Below are 22,233 nucleotides of genomic sequence, written 5' to 3' on the forward strand. Positions count from 1 at the left end.
TTGGAACGGTCCGGCTCGGACTCCCCTAATTTCGACAGGAACGCCCATGCACACCACAGCATCACTGCGGGCAGAGATCACCGGGATCTGATCGCGATGCCCACTCTCGAAACCCGCATCTCCACTGGACGTCCGGAGCGATATCTGCGCCAATTCTGCAGTCACGCAACAGCTATGGGGTCCGGTGGCAGTGCTCGGATGCGCATGCACGGAACCGGCCAGGCCGCACACGATGAGGTCCGTGTGCGAGTCGAGGCGACCGGCACCGCTGCGACGGTGCACCTCGAACCCTGGGGGCACTGCACTCTGCGCGCCGAGACCGGCGCACTTCTCGTGCGGATCGATGCCGCGGAAACCACTGCGCTGCAACGCCTCCGGGATACCATCACGCGCGACCTCGAACGTTTCGGGCGCGGCGAATTGACCGTGCGATGGCTTTCGGTCACCGATCCCGACGCCTAGCCTGTTCACCATGCGCATACGTCAGAACGCCTGCGAGGAGTAGACCGTGTCGCCGATTCAGGTCGCCGTCTGCGGTCCGCGGGAATGCAGCGAAGCCGAGGCGGAGCATGCCCGGGTCGTCGGCGCGCTGCTGGCCGAGGCCGGGGTGACAGTCTTGTGCGGAGGCGGCGCCGGGGTGATGGCTGCGGTGGCCGCGGGGGCGAGCGCGGCCGGGGGCCTGGTCATCGGCATCCGGCCCGACGACGATCCGGCCACGGCCTGTGCCGGACTTTCCGCGGTGATCCGGACGAATATGGGCGAGGCGCGCAACGCCGTCCTGGTCTCCTCCGCCGACGCGGTGATCGTCATCGGCGGATCCTGGGGAACCCTCTCGGAATTCGCGCTCGCCCACCGTCGCGGCACGGTTCCCGTGATCACGCTCGGCGGCTGGCAGGTGCTCGACAGCACCGGCGCACCGGTGCCGAATCCCTCGATCACCGCACATACCCCAGCCGAAGCCGTCGGCTACGCACTGTCGCAGATCACCGCTGAAAGCGAAGCCCCACAAGGGGATTCCCGATAGCAGAACGCCTGCTCGGCATCTCCCCGAGCCGCTGATGCAGAATCACCTGCGCGATGCGATCTTATCGGCATATCCGCCCGGATGACTCGCACTGCCGCTACTGACCATCCGTAGTGCCGCTCCCGAACCGTCGCTTTTCTGTAGCAGCCCAGAGCAATTCAGCGTGGCTCATTCATAGCCGCCCATTCTCCGAGAACGAAACCGCTTCCCGCGCGGCGGACTTCGACCGCACCCGAACCGCCGAGATGGGCGGGTATCACCAATTCCTTTTCGTCGGCGGCACGTTCGACGACGCGACGGCGGGTGGTCGCGGCTTCGCGAGGATCCAGACACAGGCAACTGCTGCAGGACGGATGCAGGAGCTGCATGGGACTGTGCACCATATCGCCGACGAAGACGGCGCGGTCGCCGTCCGATGCCAGGCGAACCACCGAGGAACCGGGAGTGTGACCGGGGGCGGACTCGAGGGTGAGATTCTCGTCGATGCGGTAGGAGCCCTCCCACAGGACACTCTGACCTCCGCGATGAACGGGAGCGAGGCTGTCCTCGTACAGGAACCTGTCGTCGGGGCGGCGGCCGTAGGCGTAGTTGTTGCCGGGGCCGAAGTACGCCTCGTCGGCGGCCGGCATCAAGTACTGCGCATTGGGGAAGGTCGGGACCCACTCACCGTCGACAGCATGCGTGTTCCAGCCGACGTGATCGCCGTGCAGATGGGTGTTGATCACGATGTCGACCTCGTCCGGATGCACACCGGCCCGTGCCATGCGATCGGGAAAGTCGCCGTGCCGATGGTGGAACAACTCTCGTCCGGGTCGCTCGCGATCGTTGCCGACACCGGTGTCGATCAGGATGGTTCGTCCTCCGCTGCGCAACACCCACGTCTGGATCGCGGCCACGGTGCGTTCGCTGTCGGAGTCCCAGTGGTCGGGGGCGAGCCAGTCGGCATTGTCCCGCCAGGTCTGCGCGGTGGTGTCGGGCAGTAGTTCCGGACCGGGCATCAACGGCCCCCGCCATTCGATGACCCGGAAGATCTCGACCTCGCCGAGCACGATGCTCTGTGAACGTTCCATACCTCTCAGACTATGGAGACCAATATGAGCTTATCAATGCTCGATAATCTCCTCTAGATACGCATAAGTCTCAGTATTGATCCGAATCGCTATTCTGGACCGCATGGATGTACTGAGCGACGCGATCGCCGCCGTGCGCCTGGGGCAGCCGTCGTCGAGCCGACTGCGCACCCGGGAGCGCGGCTGGTCCACCCGGCTGGACCCCTACGACGGCGCGGGTTTCCACATCGTCCTGCGGGGCAGCTGCTGGGTGCTCCCCAGCGCGGGCGATCCGGTTCTGCTGGGGCCCGGCGACGCGGTACTGCTGCCGCACGGCACCGAGCACGTACTCGCCGACCATCCACTGGACGCGCGAGCCATGGCCCGCGCGGTGCCGTTCGAACGATGGCGCGATATGCAGATGCCCGAAATATCCTCGGACACTGCCGAATTCGAGATCCTGTGCGGCAAATACCGGCTCGACCGCCGAGGGCAGCACCCCCTCGTCGCCGAACTGCCGCAGCTGATCCACCTGCCGACCCGCATCGGCGACCGCATCGAACTCCGCTCCGCGATCGATCTGCTCGGACTCGAACTGGACCGGCGCGGCCCCGGCTCGTGCATCGCGGTCCCCGGCCTGCTCGACCTGCTGCTGATCTACATGATCCGCGCGTGGATGACCGAATCCAGTACCGGTCTGTGGCCTGCCGCACTGACCGATCCGATCACCGCGGCCGCCCTGCGCGCCCTGCACACCGACCCGGCCGCACCCTGGACCATCGACCGCCTCGCCGCCGAGACCGGCGTCTCCCGAGCCACCCTCGCCCGCCGATTCACCGCCCTGATCGGCCAGCCCCCGATGGCATACCTCACCTGGTGGCGCATGACCCGCGCCGCGGTCCTACTCCGCGACACCGCAGACCCGTTGGCCACCATCGCATCTCAGGTCGGCTACGCCACCCCCTACGCCTTCTCGCACGCCTTCACCAGACAATTCGGCCGATCCCCCGGCCGCTACCGCACCACCCACACCCGAATCCCCACCCCCACAACCCCATTCGCCGCCGCCGACTGACCCTACGCCTGCTCCAACGCATCGAACGGAATAGTCGCCTCCACCGGCTCATCGAGCAACAACACCCGGCGGTGCACAGTGTGAACGAGATACCGCCGTCCCGACCAGTCCAGCCGATACTCCTCGATCTCCTCGATCCGTTCTTCCTTCTGATCGAGCCGAATGATGAGATATATCGGAATCCCGGCTGTCGCATACTGAATGCGCTTGTCGTTGATATCCACATCGATGGTCGATCCGGATGTCACCTCGACCACCAGCAAGATGTGCTCACGCACGGAGTTGACCTCGTACGGCTCACAATCACGAATCCACACGTCGGGGTAGCGGATATTCAATCGCCGATCCTCGGCTGGGGACTCGGAATCTGCGAATCGCGCCGCGACATCGGAATCGACCACCGTACACGGGCCACCGGGACGTCGCGCCGCCTCCAACAGCCCGGCCAGCCGCCGAACGACGCGGCTGTGCAGCGGGCTCTGGACCGACAGCGGGATGACCAGCCCCTGCACGATCTCGATATCGCCGAGACCGTCTGCCTTTCCGTCGGCAAATTCCTCCGCGGTCAGACGTAGTTCACGATGCTTGTCCGGGGCGCTCATGCCGAGATCCTCGCAGATCCGACTACATCGGGCCATGACCGAACGTACTCAATGCGGCCAGTAGGTGTGCCAATCGGCTGCGGTCAGGGGAACGCGGTGGCCGCGGGCCTGTTCGGCGGTGTCCTCGGCGGTGCGGATGGCGTCGGCGAAGGTGAGGGTGGCTTTGCGGAGGCGTTCTTCGGCGCTTTCGGGGGCGCCGAGACGGATCTCCCGGAGGAGGTCTGGGACGAGGTCTTCGGGCAGGCCCGCCTTGGCGCTGCGGGAGCGGACCTTTTCGGCCAGGGCCAGGGCGGGTTGGGCCATGGCTATGCCGTCCAGGCAGGAGCGGCGGGACTTCTCCGCGGATTTCCGTTCCTCCCAGGCTTTTTCCTGGGCGGCGATCTTCTCCGCGACGGTGGCATCGGGATCGATCGGATCCTCGCGCAGGTGCGGGCTGCGGTGCACGAGTTTGGCGACCAGGGCGGCGGCTACCTCGTCGACGGTGAATTCGCCTGCGGCCTCGGCGATTCGGGAATGGAACAGGACCTGCAGCAGCAGATCGCCGAGTTCCTCCTTGACGGTGGCCGTATCGCCCTGCTGGATCGCGTCGAGCAGTTCGTAGGTCTCCTCGAGCAGGTACGGGCGCAGGGAATCGTGCGTCTGGGTGACCTCCCAGCCGCCGAAACTCCACAGCCGGTCCATCACCTCGACGGCCTCGGTCAGACCGTGCGCCACCTGTGCGGAATCGGCCGTGTGCGCCGGATCCGTCGCATCGGATTCGGGAGCACTCATCGCGCCGCCGACACCTCCGTGGCGACACGCAGATCGACTGTGCCCTGCGGCTTTCCGTCCAGCGCGAGCAGCATGTCGGCGATGAACTGGAGCAGTTGCACGTCGCGCACCCGCGCCGCGCCGACGCTGTCCTGCACCCGCGGCAGCGCCAGTTGCACGATGCCGGTGGTCGGGCGGTAGGTGGCCGTCGGGTAGAGGCGCTTGAGGCGCAGCTGCTTGGAATCGGGCAGCTGCATCGGCGAGAGTTTCAGCGTCGTCCCGGTGACGCCGACCTCGGTGAGCCCGTACTCGCGACACAGCAGCCGCAGCTTGGCGACCGACACCAGCCGGCCCACCTCCACCGGCAGCGGCCCGTACCGGTCGACGAGTTCCTCCACCACCGTGGCCAGCGCCGCATCATCCTGTGCCGCAGCGAGTTTGCGATACGCCTCGAGGCGCAGGCGGTCGCTGGAGATGTAGTCGGGCGGGATGTGCGCGTCCACCGGGAGATCGATGCGCACCTCCTTGACCTCCTCGTCGGTGACGATCGGACGGCCGTCGGCGGCGGCGCGATACGCCTCCACGGCCTCCCCGACCAGCCGCACGTACAGATCGAAGCCGACACCGGCGACATGTCCGGACTGTTCGGCACCCAGAACGTTACCGGCGCCGCGGATTTCGAGATCCTTCATCGCCACGGCCATACCCGCGCCCAGATCCGAATTCTGCGAGATGGTGGCCAGCCGGTCGTAGGCGGTCTCGGTGAGCGGCTTCTCCGGCGGATACAGGAAGTACGCGTAACCGCGCTCGCGGCTGCGCCCGACCCGGCCACGCAACTGGTGCAACTGCGAAAGCCCCAGTGTGTCAGCACGTTCCACGATCAACGTATTGGCATTGGAGATATCCAGACCGGTCTCGATGATGGTGGTGCACATCAGCACATCGGTCTCGCGCTCCCAGAACCCCTGCACGGTGCGCTCGAGGGTGTCCTCGTTCATCTGACCGTGCGCGATCGCCACCCGCGCCTCGGGCACCAGATCGCGAATCCGCTTGGCCGCCTTCTCGATCGAGGACACCCGGTTGTGCACGTAGAACACCTGGCCGTCGCGCAGCAGCTCGCGGCGGATGGCGGCGGCGACCTGCTTGTCGTTGTACGCGCCGACGTAGGTCAGGATCGGATGACGTTCCTCGGGCGGGGTGAGGATGGTCGACATCTCGCGGATGCCGGCCAGGCTCATCTCCAGGGTGCGCGGAATCGGCGTCGCCGACATGGTCAGCATGTCCACGTGCGTGCGCAGCGCCTTGATGTGCTCCTTGTGCTCGACGCCGAAACGCTGCTCCTCGTCGATGACGACCAGGCCCAGATCCTTCCACCGCACACCGGTCTGCAGCAGGCGATGCGTGCCGACGACGATGTCCACCTCGCCGGTCGTCATGCCCTCCAGCACTTCTCGCGATTCGGCCGGATCGGTGAAGCGAGACAGGCCCTTCACCGTCACCGGGAATCCGGCGACGCGCTCGGCGAAGGTCTGCAGATGCTGCTGGGCCAGCAGGGTCGTGGGCACCAGCACCGCGACCTGTTTACCGTCCTGCACGGCCTTGAACGCCGCGCGCACCGCGATCTCGGTCTTGCCGTAGCCGACGTCGCCGCAGATCACCCGGTCCATCGGGACGGCCTTCTCCATATCGGACTTGACCTCGGCGATGGCGGTGAGCTGATCGTGCGTCTCGGTGAACGCGAACGCGTCCTCCATCTCCTGCTGCCACGGGCTGTCGGAAGCGAAGGCGTGTCCGGGGGCGGCCTGACGCGCCGCGTACAGCTGCACGAGTTCGGTCGCGATCTCGCGAACCGCCTTGCGCGCCTTGCGTTTCGTATTCGACCAGTCCGAACCGCCGAGTTTGGACAGGCTCGGCATCTCGCCGCCGACGTAGCGGGAGAGCTGGTCGAGCGAATCCATCGGCACGAACAGCCGGTCGCCGGGCTGGCCGCGTTTACTCGGCGCGTATTCGATGACCAGGTACTCGCGGCGCGCGCCGCCGATGGTGCGCTCGATCATCTCCACGAAACGGCCGATGCCGTGCTGATCGTGCACGACCATGTCGCCGGAGCTCAGCGCCAGGGGATCGACCTGGTTGCGACGCCGTGCGGGCAGCTTCTTGCCCTCGCCGGGTGCGGTGACGCGGTTGCCGGTCAGATCCGATTCGGCGATGACGACGAGTTTCGCGTCGTCGAAGACCACGCCGTCGTGCAGTGAACCGCACAGCACTCCGACCAGACCGCGCACCGGTTCCGCGCCGGGCTCGAGCGTCGCCGCGGGAACCTCGGCATCGGCGAGGCGTTCCAGAATGCGTTGCGCCGTACCGTGTCCGGCGACCACGATGACCGCGCGCCCGCCGGTGCTCACATGTGCGCGCAGCGAGGCGAAGACCGTCGCGACGAGTTCCTCGGAACCGCGGGCGGCCGGTGCGGCCAGGACCGGCAGCACGACTTCGGCCGGATCGCCGGAGGACAGCGGGCTCAGCGTCCACCACGGCAGTTCGCGAGCGTCGGCGTCGGCGTGGATGACGTCCAGGCCGCGGTAGGCCGAGGCGGCCAGATCCAGGCCGTGCGCGCCCAGCGGGGCAGCCGCGCCGAACGAGGCCGCCGTCCAGGACGCTTCCAGGAATTCCTGACCGGTGCGCACCAGATCCGCGGCGCGGGTGCGGATCTTCTCCGGATCACACAGCAGCACATGGGTTCCGGCGGGCAGGACGTCGGTGAGCAGCTCCAGGCCCTCGGGGCGCAGCACCGGCAGCAGCGCTTCCATCCCCTCCACGGCGATGCCCTCGGCGAGCTTGTCCAGCATCTCCACCAGTGCGGCGTCGGCGGCGTTGTCGGCGGCGACCTCGGCCGCGCGAGCGCGCAGATCCCCGGTGAGCAGCAGCTCACGACAGGGTTGCGCGACGACGACTTCCACCGTGACGTCGGTCAGCGAGCGCTGATCGGCGACCGCGAAGGCCCGCAGCTCGCTGATCTCCTCGCCCCAGAACTCCACGCGCACAGGGTGATCGGCGGTCGGCGGGAAGATGTCCAGAATGCCGCCGCGCACCGCGAATTCGCCGCGCTTGCCGACCATGTCGACCCGCTCGTAGGCGAATTCGACCAGCCGAGCGACCAATTCGTCCAGTTCGAATTCCGCGCCGACGCGCAACACCACCGGCTCGACATCACCCAGCCCCGAAGCCATCGGCTGCATCAGCGACCGGACCGTGGTCACCACGATCCGCAGCGGCTCGGCGTACGGATCCTCCGGATGCGCCAGCCGCCGCAACACCTGCAACCGCCGCCCGACCGTATCGGCACTGGGCGAGAGGCGCTCGTGCGGCAGCGTCTCCCACGACGGGAACAACGCCACACCCGGCCCGGCGATCTCCGCCAGCTCCACGGTCAGATCATCGGCCTCGCGCCCGGTAGCGGTGACCACCACCAACGGCCGCTCCCCCGCCAGTGTCGCCGCCACGAACGGCCGCGCCGCCGACGGGGCCACCAACTGCACCGGCGAATGCCCCACCAACCCCCTGACCTCGGCGAGCGCAGTATCGGCACCGGCCACCGCGGCCAGTCCCGCAAGAGGTGGGCGTTGGGTGGACATGAACAGACTCCTGGCGCAAATGGGCATCACACGGCGGCCAACCGAGTCTAATCACCACCCCCGACAGCTCCCCGCCCAGTCCCCGTTCGGACCGAGCTGCGCCACGGTCCGAAATTCAGGGCACGTAGCGGCGCAGGCGCCGCGCGGCGAACTCGCGGAAGTACGCGAGTTTCTCCTCCGGGACGATCGACGGGAGCAGGAAGTACCACAGGCGTTCCATGCGTACGGCCATCTGATCGATCGAGTCCGTGCCCACGGCGGTGATGTGCACGCCCGCGGTCATCTCCTGCAGCAGCATCCCGATCGTGTCGGGGTCAAGGTCACTCTTCAGATCCCCCTGAGCGACAGCGCGTTCGGCGAGCAGGCGGTGCGTCTCACCCCAGGTCTTGGCGATGTTGTCGCCGCTGGCGCCGCGGTAGTCGCCGATCTGATGGGTCAGCTTGAGCATCGCGCCGACCATCGGGTCGTTCATGGTGAGATCGGCTACCACGTAGGTGATTCCGATGGATGCCTCGAGTGCGGGCACCCGCGGATCGAAGAAGCCCTGACACGCGCTGACCAGGCGTTCGTTGCCCTGGTCGACCACCGCGCGAGCCAGCTCCTCCTTGGAGCCGAAGTGGAAGTACAACGCGCCCTTGGTGACATTGGACTGCGCGATGATCTCGCTCAGGCTCGCGTTCGCGTAGCCCAGGCGCAGAAAGACATCGGCCGCGCCCGCAAGGACGGAATCGCGCGTGATCTCCGCGCGCGCTTGCCTAGCCATCAGATCCGCCTGTCCTCAATCCAGCCATCCCGAAGTAGACCGACATCCCGAAGTTGACCGACATCACAGCTCGAACAGCACTTGAAGGATGGGTGAACCGTACCATCCGACCGGCCCGCGCCAGTGGAATCGAGCATTCAGACCGGCCTCCGTCGCTAATTTTGGGTTAACTGTCCAGTTCCTCCGCCGATTACGCACCGTACCGACGCGTGAGGCGAATTACGGTGTTGCGCCGCCGGAAGATTCAGGGACCCCGCTGGGCCATTCCGACGCCAGCTGCGGATCGGCCTCTAGGTGGGTCAGCCCGTTCCAGCAGAGATTGACCAGATGCGCGGCGACCACTTCCTTGGAGGGTTCGCGCTCGTCCAGCCACCAGGTCGCGGCCGTGGCGACCATGCCGACCAGTGCCTGCGCGTACAGCGTGGCCAGGCTGGTGTCGAAGCCGCGTCGGCCGAAATCCCCGGCGAGAATATGGGCGACCTGGTTGACCGCCTCGTTCAGCAGGCTCGAGTAGGTGCCCTCGGCCGCGGCGGCGGGTTGATCGCGCATCAGAATGCGGAATCCGTCGGTGCGTTCCTCGATATAGGTCAGCAACGCCAGTGCCACCTGCTCCAGGCGCACCCGCGACCGATTCTGCGTCAGCGAGGAGGTGACCATGTGCAGCAGCGAGGACATCTCCCGGTCCACGACGACCGCGTACAGCCCCTCTTTACCGCCGAAATGTTCGTAGACAACGGGTTTGGACACCTGAGCCCGCTGTGCGATCTCCTCGATCGAGGTGGCGTCGTAACCGCGTTCGGCGAACAGTGTCCGACCGATTTCGATCAACTGTTGCCGCCGTTGGGTTCCGGTCATGCGCGCCCGCCCCACCCGGTTCGAATCACCCGAGGTCATCACCCACCACCTCCCTGTGCATCCGTCCAACTTGCCACGACAACTCTTGCAGACCGTCCATACCGCGCGCGCGGTACCCTGTCGCGCGGTCTGTTGAACACCACATCTTCACCCCCGGATTCCAGTACGAATTCCCCATTTCCCGCCCGTCCCGCAACGCTCCGGCCACCGAAGAATCACCAGTAACTCAGCCACCTGCGGCCGTGCTGCGGACCCACCCGCGCACCGACCGGGAATCCCCTGCCGCGCGACCCGACGAAAAGTCATAGGCGGGCCGGACTGGCCGTAGATACCCTGGGCATGCGAGGATCTACGCGCATGCCGTGGCGCAGCGGTGGGTTCGCGAGATCCGCCGGTGTGGCAATCCGCCGTAGTGTAATGGCAGCACCACTGATTTTGGTTCAGTTAGTCCAGGTTCGAGTCCTGGCGGCGGAGCTCGGGAGCGCGGTGACTATGGTGGTCCGCGCCCGACCCACCCGATTACATCCGATACTGACGACGACACCCGACGACGCCAGCCGAGGGAGATCCATGCCACAGCAGACCGCCGTCGTCGTTCTCGCTGCCGGAGCCGGAACTCGAATGCGGTCCAAGACACCGAAGGTGCTGCACTCGATGGCCGGACGCAGCATGCTCGCGCACGCGCTGCATGCCGCCGACGAGATCGACCCCACGTACCTCGTCGCCGTCATCGGCCACGACCGCCATCAGGTCGGCGCGGCAGTGAATGCTGTTGCGGCGGAACTGAATCGGGAGATCGTCTCGGCCGTTCAGGACCAGCAGCTCGGCACCGGGCACGCCGTGCAGTGTGCACTCGGAGCACTGCCGGAGGACTTCACCGGCGATCTGCTGGTCACCTCCGCCGACGTGCCACTGCTGGACGGGCACACCCTCTCGGCCCTGCTCGACGAACATCGCAGCTACCCCGAACGTTCCGCGGTCACCGTGCTGACCTTCGAACCCGAGGATCCCAACGGATACGGCCGCATCGTCCGCGACGACAAGGGCCGGGTGCTCGAGATCGTCGAACACGCCGACGCCACCCCGGAACAGGCCGCGATCAACGAGGTCAACTCGGGTGTGTACGTCTTCGACGCCACCGTGCTGCGGGTCATGATCGGTCGCCTCACCACCGCCAACGCGCAGCACGAGCTCTACCTGACCGATGTGCTGAAGCTGGCCCGCGAAGCCGGGCATCCGGTGCACGGCGCGCGGCTGATCGATGCGAACAAGGTGACCGGCGTCAACGACCGGGTGCAGATGGCCGCGGCCGCCCGAACCCTGAACCGCTACATCCTCGAACGACATATGCGCGCCGGGGTCACCGTCATCGATCCGGCCAGCACCTGGGTCGATGCGAGCGTGCGGATCGGCCGCGACGCGGTGCTGCGACCCGGTGTGCAGTTGATGGGCAACACCGTCGTCGGCGAGGACGCCGAGGTCGGGCCGGACAGCACACTCACCGACGTGATCGTCGGCGACGGCGCGCGCGTGGTGCGCACGCACGGTGAGGGTGCGACCATCGGCCCCTCGGCCACCATCGGCCCCTTCGCCTACCTGCGGCCCGGCACCATCGTCGGAATCTCCGGCAAGCTCGGAGCTTTCGTCGAGACCAAGAACGCCTCGATCGGCGCGCACACCAAAGTGCCGCATCTGACCTACGTCGGCGACGCGACCATCGGCGAATACAGCAACATCGGCGCTTCCAGCGTGTTCGTCAACTACGACGGTGTGAACAAGCACCACACCACCATCGGCTCACACGTCCGGACCGGCAGCGACACCATGTTCATCGCCCCGGTCACGGTGGGTGACGGCGCCTATTCGGCGGCGGGTACTGTGCTGCGTAGAAACGTTCCGCCCGGCGCTCTGGCCGTCTCGGGTGGTGCACAGCGCAATATCGAGGGCTGGGTGCAGCGGAAACGTCCAGGGACCGCATCAGCGCAGGCCGCGGCCGAGGCACTCGAGGCCGCAGACACAGCGAGTCAAGCAACCGAGCAAAAGGATGGCAACAGAGAGTGACCGCGTTCTCGACCGATAACCAGAAGAACCTGATGCTGTTCTCGGGGCGCTCTCACCCCGAGTTGGCCGAGCAGGTCGCGAAGGAGCTGGACGTCTCCATCACCCCGCAAACGGCTCGCGACTTCGCCAACGGGGAGATCTTCGTCCGGTTCGAGGAATCCGTGCGCGGCTCGGACGCCTTTGTGCTGCAAAGCTTTCCGGCCCCTCTGAACGAGTGGCTGATGGAGCACCTGATCATGATCGACGCGCTCAAGCGCGGGTCCGCCAAGCGGATCACCTCGGTGCTGCCCTTCTACCCGTACGCCCGTCAGGACAAGAAGCACCGCGGCCGCGAGCCCATCTCCGCGCGCCTGGTCGCCGACATGCTCAAGACCGCCGGCGCGGACCGCATCATCACCGTCGATCTGCACACCGATCAGATCCAGGGCTTCTTCGACGGCCCGGTGGACCACATGCACGCGCTGGTCCAGCTCTCGGAATACGTGCGCACCCACTACTCCACCGAGAACGTCACCGTCGTATCCCCCGACGCGGGCCGGGTCAAGGTCGCCGAGAAGTGGGCCGACTCGCTCAGCGGCGCACCGGTCGCGTTCATCCACAAGACCCGCGACCCGTTGGTCCCCAACCAGGTCAAATCGCATCGCCCGGTCGGTGAGGTCGAAGGCCGCACCTGCATCCTGATCGACGACATGATCGACACCGGCGGCACCATCGCCGAAGCTGTGCGAGTTCTGCGCGAAGCCGGTGCGGGCGATGTCGTCATCGCCGCCACCCACGGGGTGCTGTCGGCCCCGGCCGCCGAGCGGCTGTCCTCGTGTGGGGCGAAGGAGGTGATCGTCACGAATACGCTGCCGATCACCGAGGACAAGAAGTTTCCTTCGCTGACGGTGTTGTCTATTGCTCCGTTGTTGGCTCGGACCATTCGTGAGGTCTTCGAGAACGGGTCTGTTACCGGGTTGTTCAACGGGAATGCTTGAGGTTTCGGGGTAGGTGGGGGTTGGTGGCCTCCGCAAGCTTCCGGCGGGAGTGTAAGTGAGGAGCTAGTGGCCTCCGCAAGCTCCGGCGAGAGTAAGTGAGGAGCTGGCGGCCTCCGCAAGCTCCGGCGGGAGTAGGTCTGTATTTTTGGCCTCCGCTTCGCTCCGGCGGGTTTTCGGCGCTGTAAGGCTCGTCGCTGCGCCCTCGAGACTCGGCCTTCGGCCATGCGCTTCGAGGGCGCAGCGACGAGCCCGCGCCGAAAACCTCGGGGTTGGCCTTGTTGAGCCTTTCGCTTCGCGGGCGACTACCAGCCGGACGGAGACGCTTCGCCGCTGAGCACGCGGGAGGTGGCCGGGGTGGCTCGGTCCCTCATGTGAGTTCGGGCTCGCCTGCGGCGTCGGGGAGTGGGTGGTCTGGGGAGTGTCGGGGGGTGGGCGGGCTGTTCGTTGGAATCGGGACGCTTCGCCGCTGGACATGTTCGAGGTGAGCAGGTAGCTGGGGGCATCTTATTTTTGGGCGGGGTCGCCTGCGGGCGTGTGGTGTGGGGGCTGAACTGGTTGTTCTTCCGCAACGGTGTGTCTGCGCATTCTCTCCGCGCCGTATCGGCGGTAGGTTGGGGCTAACAGCCACTGTGGGCGCAGGCGGAAGGCGGTGTGCCATGACCACGGCATCGGGACCGGATCAGGAGCCGGATCCACTGGTCGATGAAGTGCTGGACATGGACGAGGACGAAACGGACCTCGACTACGACCTCGGGGATGACGAGCAGGCCGACGAGGTTCGGGAATACGAGCGGTACATCACCGATCCGCCGAGCAATCTGGTCATCGAGTATCACGAGGACGGGGGGCGGCAGGGGATCGCCCGGGATCTGGAGCAGTCCTGGACTCGGCGGCGGCATCGGGACGAGGAGCGCGCCGAGGACGATCGGCCGGCCGAACTCGCGGCGATGGAGGTCGTCGAGGAACCGGGGGACTAGCCGATCGACGCGCGCGGATCGCGCTGTCGTGGTAACCACTACGGTAGAGACGACTACCGACAGCTAGGGGTGCGGCGTGGGACCGGAATCCGACAATCCCGACGCCAGTTGGCAGTACCCGGGCGGCCACCGACCCGAGCGGCCCGGCTCCCCGGACGACGACGCGGCCGGAACCTGGAAATGCCTCGGCCCCGATCCCGTTCCGCCACACCGTGATCCGGCCCCGTCAGCACTGCGCCCGGTCGCCGGGCTGTTCTCCGCGATCGCCTTCGTCTGCGCCGGACTCACCCTGCTGTCCTGCCTGTGGCTACTGGGCCCGATCGGTGCGATCCTGGGCGCGATCGGGCATGTGCGTGGCGAACGCCTCGGGAAATGGGCCGGCCTGGCCTCGCTCGCGGCAACGGTGGTGAGTCTGGCCGTCTACCATTTCGCCCCGCGGGATCTGACCCTCGACGGGTCGCGCTAGGTTGGCACGATGAGCCGATTCACCGGATTCCCGCTGGCCGGACTCGACTTCTACGAAGACCTGGAAGCCGACAACTCCAAGGCGTTCTGGACCGCGCACAAACACCTCTACGACTCCGCGGTGCGCGACCCGATGACGGCGCTGGTGGCCGACCTGGAGGACGCTTTCGGCCCGGCCAAGATCTTCCGCCCCTACCGCGACGTGCGATTCTCCAAGGACAAGACGCCCTACAAGAATCACCAGGGCGCGGTGGCGCACGTCGCCCCGGGCTCGGGGTGGTACGTGCAGATCGGCGCCCCGGGACTCTTCGTCGCGGGCGGCTTGTATTCCGCCTCCCCGGAACAACTTTCGCGACTGCGCAGCACCATCGACGACGAGGTCCGCGGGCACGAGCTCGAGCAGATCCTGACCACCCTGACCGCCGCCGGATACACCGTGGGCGGCGACCGGCTCAAGACCCGCCCCAAGGGTTATCCGGCCGACCACCCGCGCATCGAGCTGCTCCGGCACCGGTCGCTGGTGGTGAGCCGGGAGTTCGGCGCACCCGCCTGGCTGGAAACGCCACGTGCCGCAAAACATATCCGCGAATCCTGGGAGACGATGCGCCCGGTCGTGGAATGGCTTGCGGCCGTGGTCGGTTGAGCGTGCGAGCTCACGCCCGGGTGCGCTGCGCGGAACGGCGGACGCCCAGGCCCAGACGTTTGAGGGCGTAGGAATCCAGTTCGCTCAGCAGCCCGTTGAGCACCAGGGTCATCACCACCAGGATGATCAGCCCGGCGAACTCCCCGGCGGCGTCCAGCGCCATCGCGGAGGTGAACAGCTCGTGGCCCACGCCCTTGGACGAGGCGATGAACTCCCCGCCGATGACGCCGAGAATGGCCAGCGGACCACCCGCCTTCAGCGCGGCGAAGAACGGCGAGGCGAGCGTCGGAATCGTCACGTAGAACAGCACGTGGTGCCTGCGCCCGCCCATCATCTGAATACCTTGTACGAGTTCATGATCGATCTGCCGCAGCCCCAGATACAGGTTGTAGAACATCACGAAGGCCACACCCATGGCGGCGATCGTGATCTTCGACCAGGCGCCGATTCCGAAGAACAGCATGAACAGCGGGGCCAGCGCGATCTTGGGAATGCCGTTGATCGCCGCCATCAGCGGTTCGAGCACCCGGCCCGCGGTGGTGAAGGAACCCAGCACCAGCCCCAGCACGGCGCCCAGGGCGATGCCGAGGCCGAATCCCACGACCACCTCGACGGTGGTCGCCCAGATATCGGTCCATCCGCTCGAGGAAATCAGGAGTTTCCACAGGGATGCCGCCACCTCGGTCGGTCGGCTGATCGCATAATCCGGGATCAACCGCCCGCTGATCAGCTGCCATACGGCCAGGAATGCGACGATCACCACGATGCGCATGGTCACGACCGTGCCGTTGCTCCAGCCCGATCCTTTCGGCCGCTTTCGCGCCGGTGCGACAGCTGCGACTTTTCTCGTCTTCTGTTCGATATTCTCCGCGGTTACCATTTCGGTTCCTTCCGGGTCCACCCTGAACGTCATTGCGGCAGATACTCGTTGGTCCAGTTCGAGTGGGTGATCTTCGTTCCCTTGGGAAGCGCACCCTCGGCGTTGAGGAATGCCATGGTGGTTTTCCATCCGGAATCGTTCATGGTGTTGCGCTCGGGCCAATCGACCTGTCGCAGACTGCGCAACAGGACCGCGTCCGGTACGCCGGTCAATATCGTCTTCGCGACGCCCAACGATTCGTTCTCGTGCGCATGCATATATTTCGTGGCCTGCTCGACGGCGCCGACGAACTTGCGGACGATGTCCGGATGCGACTGGACGTAGCTCTGCCGGGCCACCACGACCTGCCCGTAGCCGGTCTTCGGAATCGACCATGCCGGAACGGTTTCCGGAGTCGCCACGACAACGCCGTCACCGGATGCCTGGACCGCCAGGGGAATCGGCTCCGAGGTGACGAACCAGTCGATCTGGTTGTTGTTCAGCGCGGCCTTGTCCGCGGCCGGACTCGGCAGCATCACATAGTGCGCGCTGGAGGGCTGTACACCGTAGGCGCGCATGAAGATTCCGGCCTGGCCCTTGGTGGTGGCCGAACTCGCCCCGCCGGTCGAACCGATCAGGGCCTTTGCCACCGTCGCGGGCGGCGTCCGTTCGGTCAACCCGTGCACCTGGGCGAACTTCTTGCCGACGATCAGGCCGATCGGGTTGCCGACCGCGTTCATCGAGACCCCGACCTCCGGGATCTTGCGGCCGACGGCGGTCAGGAAGTCGGTCGGGCTGTCGTTGTAGAACTGCACCGAATCCGATTCCAGCGCCGCCGCGCCGATCGAGGCCGTCAGCGTCACGAACTTGACGTTCAGGCCCGCGGCCCGGAAATAACCGTTGGCATCGGCGACGTGCAACTGCGTGTCGAAGATGCTGCCGCCGACTCCGATGGACACCGTGGTGCGCCCGTCGGAGTCGCCGCCGCACGCGGTGACCAGCGCCGCCCCGAGAACCAGAATCGCCGCGAGCGCACCGAGCCGAATGCGCCGCGTCACTACCGAATTGCGCATGACACTCAGCCACCGAGGCGCGAGGGCGGCACTGCGAGAGCGTCGCACGACTGTGCCACCAGTTCGTCGAAATCGACGGCCCGGGGCAGAACCTGCTGGTCGAGCGCGAACGCGGCGGCCTCGGAGATCGGGCCGCGCAGAGCCTCGAATCCGGCCGAATCCCGTTGCGCCGCGCCGGATTCCGCACTCTCGGCGACAACGTCCCGCATGGCGTCGTAGATGGCGCAGATCGTCTCCGAATGCGCCCGCGCCGCGTCGACGCTGACGCCGACGACATGGTTGACCGGTGCGAAACCCTTACTCGCCGTCCACTGTTCGGCGACCGCACGGGCGTCCGGGATGGCCGTGCGAATGCGAGCGTCCGAGGGGAGTTCGTTGCCCATGATGCCGAAGTCGAGCCGGCCGTCCAGGAAGTCCTGCTGCAACTTCTCCCCCGCCGGTGCACGGCTGACCCACTCCGGATCGGTGTATTCGTCGACGTGCCCGCCCTCGTACACGATCCAGTTCACCTTGCGCAGATCGACCCCGTACTGCTGGGCGAGGAATCCGCGCATCCACACGCCGGTGGTCTGACTCCAGGAGCGAATGCCGACGCTGCGCCCCTCGATATCCGCGACCGACAGATCCGAGCACGTCACGAGGGTTTGATGCTGGAACCGGGTGAGTGTGGTAACCGGCAGCAGCACCACCGGTTTGCGATAGGCGACCGCCTGCAACAACGTCACGATCGCCAATTCGCAGACCTCGGGCGAGCCGCCGTTCAGGAAACCGCGCGATGCCTTGTGCACCGGTTTGACGTCGAGCCTTTCCAGCGGCGTCCCGGCCGCCGCGGCCGCCTTCTCCGCCGCAGCCGCGAGATCGTCACGGCCCGTTACCAGTTTCATCGTTCCTCCACGTTGGTAAGCATTCGAATTCGTCTCTCACTCGTGCGGTCCGTGGCGGTGCGGACCATGGCTGTGCGGTTCGTGGCCGTCGGGCCCGTGGTGGTGTCGCTCGTGGTGCTGTCGCAGCAGGTCGACGCCGTAGTCGCCGCCGTTGGGCGTGCGGACGAGGGTGTGGATGTGCCGGCGGGTGGGCACGTCGTTGTCGTACATCACCCCGGCCATGTGCTCGAATTCGATGAGGATCACCGGGCTGTGGATGCGGTAGTAGAAAACCCCGTTCGCATCCCCGGCCCAGGCGAAATGGGCTTCCGATTCCTGCGCCAGGACCTCGTCCATGCGTACCGCGGCGTGCCCGCCGCCGGCTCGATTCACATACAGCCCCAACAGGTCTCGCGCGATCACATGTTGCTCCGCGGTCAGGTCGCCGAACGGGATTCCCGCGTAGTTCAGCTCGAAATTGTCGCGGAAGGCTCCGACGAACAATTCCGGTGGCAATTCCTCGGCGATCGTGGCCAGCTTGCGCTGCTGACCGGTCAGGCTGGCGAACAGATTCCGGCCCACGGCCTCCTCGCGTCCGAAAGCCCGTGTGCCCGCGTACTTCCCGGACTCCGCGAGCACCGGTTCGGCCCCGAGGAAACTCGGGGTCAGCACCATCTGATCACCCACGAATACGCAGTTCACGTTGACGTGGTGGCCGTCGAGCTGCCAACCCCAGGGGCCGCCGGTCTCCGGTTCCCCGTAGATGCTGAACCAGTACATCCACTCGTTCAGCAGATGAACCTCGCCGCGCAGCTCGCCGATCGTGAGATTGAGGTGCATCAGATCGACGACCTGCGCGTACCCCGCCGCACTGAGGCTGCGGCGCAGAATCTCCAGCACCAGGTCGCGGATGGTCTCGTCGAGGTCCTCGAGGCACAGCCCGTGCCGCAGGAAATAGCGCGCGCCGTTGTTCCAGTGCCGCCAGGACACATCGCGCATGGTGAAGCGCCCCTCGGCCAGTTGCTCGGGGGTGAGCGCGGCGAGATAGTTCTCCACCGCGCGCCGAGTCCCGTCGACGTCCACGCCGGTGCTGCGCAGCGGAAACAGTCCGGGCATCACGCCGTCCGACGTGCCGACTCCGCGGAACGGCTCCGCCGCAGCACGTTTGCGCCACTCGACTTTCGCCAGCAGCTCCGGTGTCCACACCTCCGGCCGCCGCGTCGGCGCAGCTCCCCGATTACGCAGTCCCATGGATACTTCTCCTTCGCGGTCCGCGCTCGACGCACTCGGACCTGGCTTTCTCATACGGCGGCGTCGGCTGTGTCCAGCTCGGCCTTGAACAGGCCCCACAGGTCGTTGTAGAGCTCGGAGAATTCGCTCGTCTCGATCAGGGAGCCGATGTGGCGGGGACGCTCGAACGGAATCGGCAGGATCCGGCGGACCGTCCCGGGCCCGCGGGACATCACGATGACCTCGTCGGCGAGGTAGATCGCCTCGTTGAGGTCGTGGGTGACGAATACGAGCGTGCCGTTCTGTTCCTCCCACAGATCGAGCAGATCCTGCTGGAGTTTGAGCCGGGTGATCGCGTCCAGCGGCCCGAACGGCTCGTCCATCAACACGATCGACGGGTCGTAGATCAGCGCCCGCGCGATCGAGACGCGCTTCTGCATTCCGCCGGACAACTCCCGCGGGTAGTGGCTCTCGAATCCGGTGAGCCCGACGAGTTCGACCCAACGCGCGATGCGTTCCTCGCGTTCGCTCTTCGGGACGTTGCGGAATTTCAGCGCCAACCCGATATTGGCTTTCACGCTGAGCCAGGGCAGCAGATTGGCCCGCTGCGTCACATAGGCGGCGGTGGAATCGACGGTCGTGACGGGTTCGCCGTCGAAGTAGACCCGGCCCTGCGACGGTGTGAGCAGGCCCGAGGCCAGGTCCAGGACGGTGCTCTTACCGCATCCGCTCGGCCCGATCACGGCGATGAACTTTCGCCGGGCGACCTGGAACGACACATCACGAATAGCGGGTCGGTGACTCCCCGGGAATTCCAGTGTGACGTCCTCGAAACGGAGCACTTCCGCAGCCGGATCGCGCTGACTGGTCGACATCCTTGTCTCCTTGACGTGCACGCGGGTGCTGGGATCCCGCAGCCTCATATCTGGCGTCGAGTGCACTGTCCGGCAGGACGTTCCGGGCGTTGCCCGTGATCGCGTCCCACACGGTCACTCATAGATTGTCTAACAATTTGTGACTAGAAACTAGCACGAGGAGATCTGCGCCACAAGCATCTCAAGGTCATAGCCGATTGCGACTGCGAGATCGGCTATGAAGACCCTTGCGCAACCGCGTGTTGTATGACAATCTTCATGTGACCTGCGACATACCGGCATTCGCATCAGGAGACGTGCGGATGCGGTGTCAGCGGCGGCGGCACAACCTGATGCCACGCCCCACTCCGGCGGGCTCGATCACCGAGCCGACCGTCTCGACCCGCGACCGGATCGTCCGATCACCGCCCCTCAGCTGATCTCGCGAATCGCAGGTAACCGAGAAGAGAAAGTGACAACGATGAGGAAAATCGCTGCAGCATCGGTGCTGCTCGCTGCCGCACTGAGCATCCCGGCCGGAACCGCGAACGCGACTCCGGCCACCGCCGGCAACGGCGCGGTCGACTTCCGGACCAGCACCACGAACACCTCCAGCATCATCCGGACCGACGCCGGTTCGATGGACGTCGCGAACGGCGTGTTCGAGATCAAGGCCGCCAACGGAAAGGTCCTGGCCGGAACGCCGTTGAAGTTCCGGGTCGATGATTTCGAATTCCCGATCGCGGCGAACATCGCCGATCACACCGCGACGCTGACCCCGCAGTTCGACATGCAGCACGCGGTCTACAAGCCGGTCGCTCTGCCGTACCAGGACAGCGCGCCGTGGAAGACCCCGTACGACCGCGAGCAGGCGGCCTGGAACCGGATGAAGGACACCATCACCGCCGGGGCGACCATCGGCACCCTGGTCGGTGGTCTCAGTGGCGGCGCGGTCGGTTGCGTACTCGGCGGCATCGCGGGCGCGACCGTCGCGTCGGCGACCATCGTGGGCCTGTTCGGCGCGTTCATCCCGGCGGCCGTGATCGGCTGCATGGGCGGCATCATCGCCGTCGGCGCGCTCGGCACCCTCGCGGGCCAGCTGCTGGTAACCGCCCCGACCGTGATCGCGGCCGTGGCACAGTACTTCACCACCATCAACGAACCGTTCCACCCATCGACCACCCCGTCGAAGTGAATCGCTTCTCCCGCAGTTGATTCCGCTGAATCATCAGCGGCGGCCCGCCCGGTTGCACACCGGGCGGGCTTCGCCGTCGCCGGTCCACAGCGCTTCGCCACAGCACATCCGCGCGTTCGCGGACCGCATCCGACTCGCACCGCAGAGGAGATCCCTTGGCGCACAACACCGATGACCGATCCCCAGCCTGGTACCGCACGGCGGCAACGGCATTGAGCGGGCGGGAGTGGGCCTCGATCGGCACGATGGCAGCGGTCGTCCTGGCACTGCACGTCGTGGGATGGCTGACGCTGACCACGCTCGTCGCTCCGCAGCATTTCAGCTTGGGCACCAAGACATTCGGCGGCGGGATCGGTGTCACCGCCTACACCCTGGGAATGCGGCACGCCTTCGACGCCGACCACATCTCCGCCATCGACAACACCACACGCAAACTGATGAACGACCGGCAACGCCCGCTGTCGGTCGGGTTCTACTTCTCCCTCGGCCATTCCACGATCGTGTTCGCGCTGGCGCTGCTGCTCTCGTTCGGCGTGCGCTCGCTGGCCGGCCCCGTCGCGAACAACTCCTCGGCGCTGCATCACTACACCGGCCTGATCGGCACCAGTGTGTCCGGCACGTTCCTGTACCTGATCGCCGGGGTCAACGTCGTCGTCCTGATCGGCATCGTGCGGGTCTTCCGGGACATGCGCAGCGGCGACTACGACGAACAACAGCTCGAAAACCAGTTGGCCAAACGGGGATTGGTGAACCGGCTGCTGAGCAGGTCGATGGCCTCGATCGGCAAACCCTGGCAGATGTATCCGGTCGGGCTACTGTTCGGGCTGGGCTTCGACACCGCCTCCGAGGTCGCCCTGCTCGTGCTGGCGGGCACCGGCGCCGCGGCCGGACTGCCCTGGTACGCGATCCTGTGCCTGCCGATCCTGTTCGCCGCGGGCATGAGCCTGTTCGACACCATCGACGGGTCGTTCATGAACTTCGCCTACGGCTGGGCCTTCGCGAAACCGGTCCGCAAGGTCTACTACAACATCACCATCACCGGACTGTCGGTCGTGGTCGCCCTGGTGATCGGCAGCGTCGAACTCCTCGGCCTGCTCGCCCGGCAGTTCGGCTGGACCGGCGGCTTCTGGGACCGGATCGGCAGCCTGGATCTGAACCTGCTCGGTTACGGCATCGTCGGACTGTTCATCGTGACCTGGGTGGCCTCCGTGCTGATCTGGCGTTTCGCCGGGATCGAGCAGAAGTGGTCCATGCAGGAGGATTACGCCGGTCCGTCCGAGTAGCGA

At 66.3% G+C, this 22,233-nt stretch carries 21 protein-coding genes and 1 tRNA gene; 11 read left to right on the forward strand and 11 right to left on the reverse strand.

Annotation, left to right across the window (positions count from 1 at the left end; all coding sequences use genetic code 11):
- Together ON40_RS28195 and ON40_RS28200 are read left to right on the forward strand one after the other, a co-directional pair.
- A partial coding sequence (locus tag ON40_RS28195) for a DUF2218 domain-containing protein (RefSeq protein WP_218008881.1) occupies nucleotides 1-462 on the forward strand: 462 nt, incomplete at its 5' end.
- A 46-nt stretch (nucleotides 463-508) separates the two neighbouring features.
- Nucleotides 509-1,024 (forward strand): TIGR00725 family protein, encoded by a 516-nt coding sequence (locus ON40_RS28200; protein WP_245568030.1) that lies wholly within the window; start codon nucleotides 509-511, stop codon nucleotides 1,022-1,024.
- 158 nt (nucleotides 1,025-1,182) lie between these two features.
- Here the strand turns inward: ON40_RS28200 and ON40_RS28205 are convergent, their stop codons facing one another.
- A complete protein-coding gene (locus ON40_RS28205) occupies nucleotides 1,183-2,094 on the reverse strand; it encodes an MBL fold metallo-hydrolase (protein WP_040827911.1) in 912 nt (303 codons plus the stop codon).
- Nucleotides 2,095-2,197: 103 nt separating this feature from the next.
- On the opposite strand from ON40_RS28205, the gene ON40_RS28210 reads away from it, so the two are divergent.
- A complete protein-coding gene (locus ON40_RS28210; RefSeq protein WP_051193657.1) occupies nucleotides 2,198-3,148 on the forward strand; it encodes an AraC family transcriptional regulator in 951 nt (316 codons plus the stop codon).
- 2 nt (nucleotides 3,149-3,150) lie between these two features.
- Here ON40_RS28210 and ON40_RS28215 read toward each other — a convergent pair whose 3' ends face one another.
- From ON40_RS28215 to ON40_RS28235, 5 genes are all read right to left on the reverse strand, one after another.
- The gene (locus ON40_RS28215; RefSeq protein WP_040827912.1) at nucleotides 3,151-3,750 is read right to left on the reverse strand and encodes a Uma2 family endonuclease; all 600 of its coding nucleotides are present in this window, start codon (nucleotides 3,748-3,750) and stop codon (nucleotides 3,151-3,153) included.
- 48 nt (nucleotides 3,751-3,798) lie between these two features.
- Entirely contained in the window at nucleotides 3,799-4,521 is a 723-nt protein-coding gene (locus tag ON40_RS28220; protein ID WP_083895999.1) for a nucleoside triphosphate pyrophosphohydrolase, read from the reverse strand.
- Nucleotides 4,518-8,132, reverse strand: a complete 3,615-nt coding sequence (gene mfd / locus ON40_RS28225; protein WP_040827913.1) for a transcription-repair coupling factor — start codon at nucleotides 8,130-8,132, stop codon at nucleotides 4,518-4,520. Before mfd ends, ON40_RS28220 begins: the two co-directional genes overlap by 4 nt.
- Before the next feature lie 115 nt (nucleotides 8,133-8,247).
- The gene (locus ON40_RS28230; RefSeq protein ID WP_040827914.1) at nucleotides 8,248-8,895 is read right to left on the reverse strand and encodes a TetR family transcriptional regulator; all 648 of its coding nucleotides are present in this window, start codon (nucleotides 8,893-8,895) and stop codon (nucleotides 8,248-8,250) included.
- A gap of 219 nt (nucleotides 8,896-9,114) precedes the next feature.
- A complete protein-coding gene (locus ON40_RS28235) occupies nucleotides 9,115-9,750 on the reverse strand; it encodes a TetR/AcrR family transcriptional regulator (protein WP_040827915.1) in 636 nt (211 codons plus the stop codon).
- A 403-nt stretch (nucleotides 9,751-10,153) separates the two neighbouring features.
- On the opposite strand from ON40_RS28235, the gene ON40_RS28240 reads away from it, so the two are divergent.
- The 6 genes from ON40_RS28240 (at nucleotide 10,154) to ON40_RS28265 (ending at nucleotide 14,873) form a co-directional block, all read left to right on the forward strand.
- Nucleotides 10,154-10,224, forward strand: a tRNA-Gln gene (locus tag ON40_RS28240).
- A gap of 96 nt (nucleotides 10,225-10,320) precedes the next feature.
- Nucleotides 10,321-11,811 (forward strand): bifunctional UDP-N-acetylglucosamine diphosphorylase/glucosamine-1-phosphate N-acetyltransferase GlmU, encoded by a 1,491-nt coding sequence (gene glmU, locus ON40_RS28245; protein ID WP_040827916.1) that lies wholly within the window; start codon nucleotides 10,321-10,323, stop codon nucleotides 11,809-11,811.
- The gene (locus tag ON40_RS28250) at nucleotides 11,808-12,788 is read left to right on the forward strand and encodes a ribose-phosphate diphosphokinase (protein ID WP_040827917.1); all 981 of its coding nucleotides are present in this window, start codon (nucleotides 11,808-11,810) and stop codon (nucleotides 12,786-12,788) included. Before glmU ends, ON40_RS28250 begins: the two co-directional genes overlap by 4 nt.
- Nucleotides 12,789-13,444: 656 nt before the next feature.
- Nucleotides 13,445-13,765: a hypothetical protein gene (locus ON40_RS28255; protein WP_245568031.1), complete on the forward strand. Its 321-nt coding sequence runs from the start codon at nucleotides 13,445-13,447 to the stop codon at nucleotides 13,763-13,765.
- Between the two features lie 76 nt (nucleotides 13,766-13,841).
- A complete protein-coding gene (locus tag ON40_RS28260) occupies nucleotides 13,842-14,231 on the forward strand; it encodes a hypothetical protein (RefSeq protein WP_040827918.1) in 390 nt (129 codons plus the stop codon).
- Between the two features lie 9 nt (nucleotides 14,232-14,240).
- A complete protein-coding gene (locus tag ON40_RS28265; protein ID WP_040827919.1) occupies nucleotides 14,241-14,873 on the forward strand; it encodes a DUF2461 domain-containing protein in 633 nt (210 codons plus the stop codon).
- Nucleotides 14,874-14,883: 10 nt separating this feature from the next.
- On the opposite strand, the gene ON40_RS28270 is transcribed toward ON40_RS28265, so the two are convergent.
- From ON40_RS28270 to ON40_RS28290, 5 genes are read right to left on the reverse strand one after another with little or no spacing between them, the layout of a single operon-like run.
- Nucleotides 14,884-15,753 carry an ABC transporter permease gene (locus tag ON40_RS28270; RefSeq protein ID WP_040827966.1) on the reverse strand — a complete coding sequence of 290 codons (870 nt, stop codon included), beginning with the start codon at nucleotides 15,751-15,753 and terminating at the stop codon, nucleotides 14,884-14,886.
- 29 nt (nucleotides 15,754-15,782) lie between these two features.
- Nucleotides 15,783-16,805 carry an ABC transporter substrate-binding protein gene (locus ON40_RS28275; protein ID WP_040827967.1) on the reverse strand — a complete coding sequence of 341 codons (1,023 nt, stop codon included), beginning with the start codon at nucleotides 16,803-16,805 and terminating at the stop codon, nucleotides 15,783-15,785.
- A gap of 5 nt (nucleotides 16,806-16,810) precedes the next feature.
- The gene (locus ON40_RS28280; RefSeq protein ID WP_040827920.1) at nucleotides 16,811-17,689 is read right to left on the reverse strand and encodes a hypothetical protein; all 879 of its coding nucleotides are present in this window, start codon (nucleotides 17,687-17,689) and stop codon (nucleotides 16,811-16,813) included.
- 36 nt (nucleotides 17,690-17,725) lie between these two features.
- A complete protein-coding gene (locus ON40_RS28285) occupies nucleotides 17,726-18,919 on the reverse strand; it encodes a DUF3500 domain-containing protein (protein WP_051193658.1) in 1,194 nt (397 codons plus the stop codon).
- A gap of 50 nt (nucleotides 18,920-18,969) precedes the next feature.
- Entirely contained in the window at nucleotides 18,970-19,773 is an 804-nt protein-coding gene (locus ON40_RS28290; RefSeq protein ID WP_051193674.1) for an ABC transporter ATP-binding protein, read from the reverse strand.
- Nucleotides 19,774-20,233: 460 nt separating this feature from the next.
- Here ON40_RS28290 and ON40_RS28295 point away from each other — a divergent pair, with 460 nt between their 5' ends.
- Both ON40_RS28295 and nicT read left to right on the forward strand, forming a co-directional pair.
- Nucleotides 20,234-20,947: a DUF8020 domain-containing protein gene (locus ON40_RS28295; RefSeq protein ID WP_040827921.1), complete on the forward strand. Its 714-nt coding sequence runs from the start codon at nucleotides 20,234-20,236 to the stop codon at nucleotides 20,945-20,947.
- A 155-nt stretch (nucleotides 20,948-21,102) separates the two neighbouring features.
- Nucleotides 21,103-22,230, forward strand: coding sequence for a Nickel transporter NicT (gene nicT, locus ON40_RS28300; protein ID WP_051193659.1), 1,128 nt, complete (start codon nucleotides 21,103-21,105; stop codon nucleotides 22,228-22,230).
- Nucleotides 22,231-22,233: the final 3 nt, after the last annotated feature.

Source organism: Nocardia jiangxiensis NBRC 101359 (assembly GCF_000308615.1).
Lineage (GTDB): Bacteria > Actinomycetota > Actinomycetes > Mycobacteriales > Mycobacteriaceae > Nocardia > Nocardia jiangxiensis.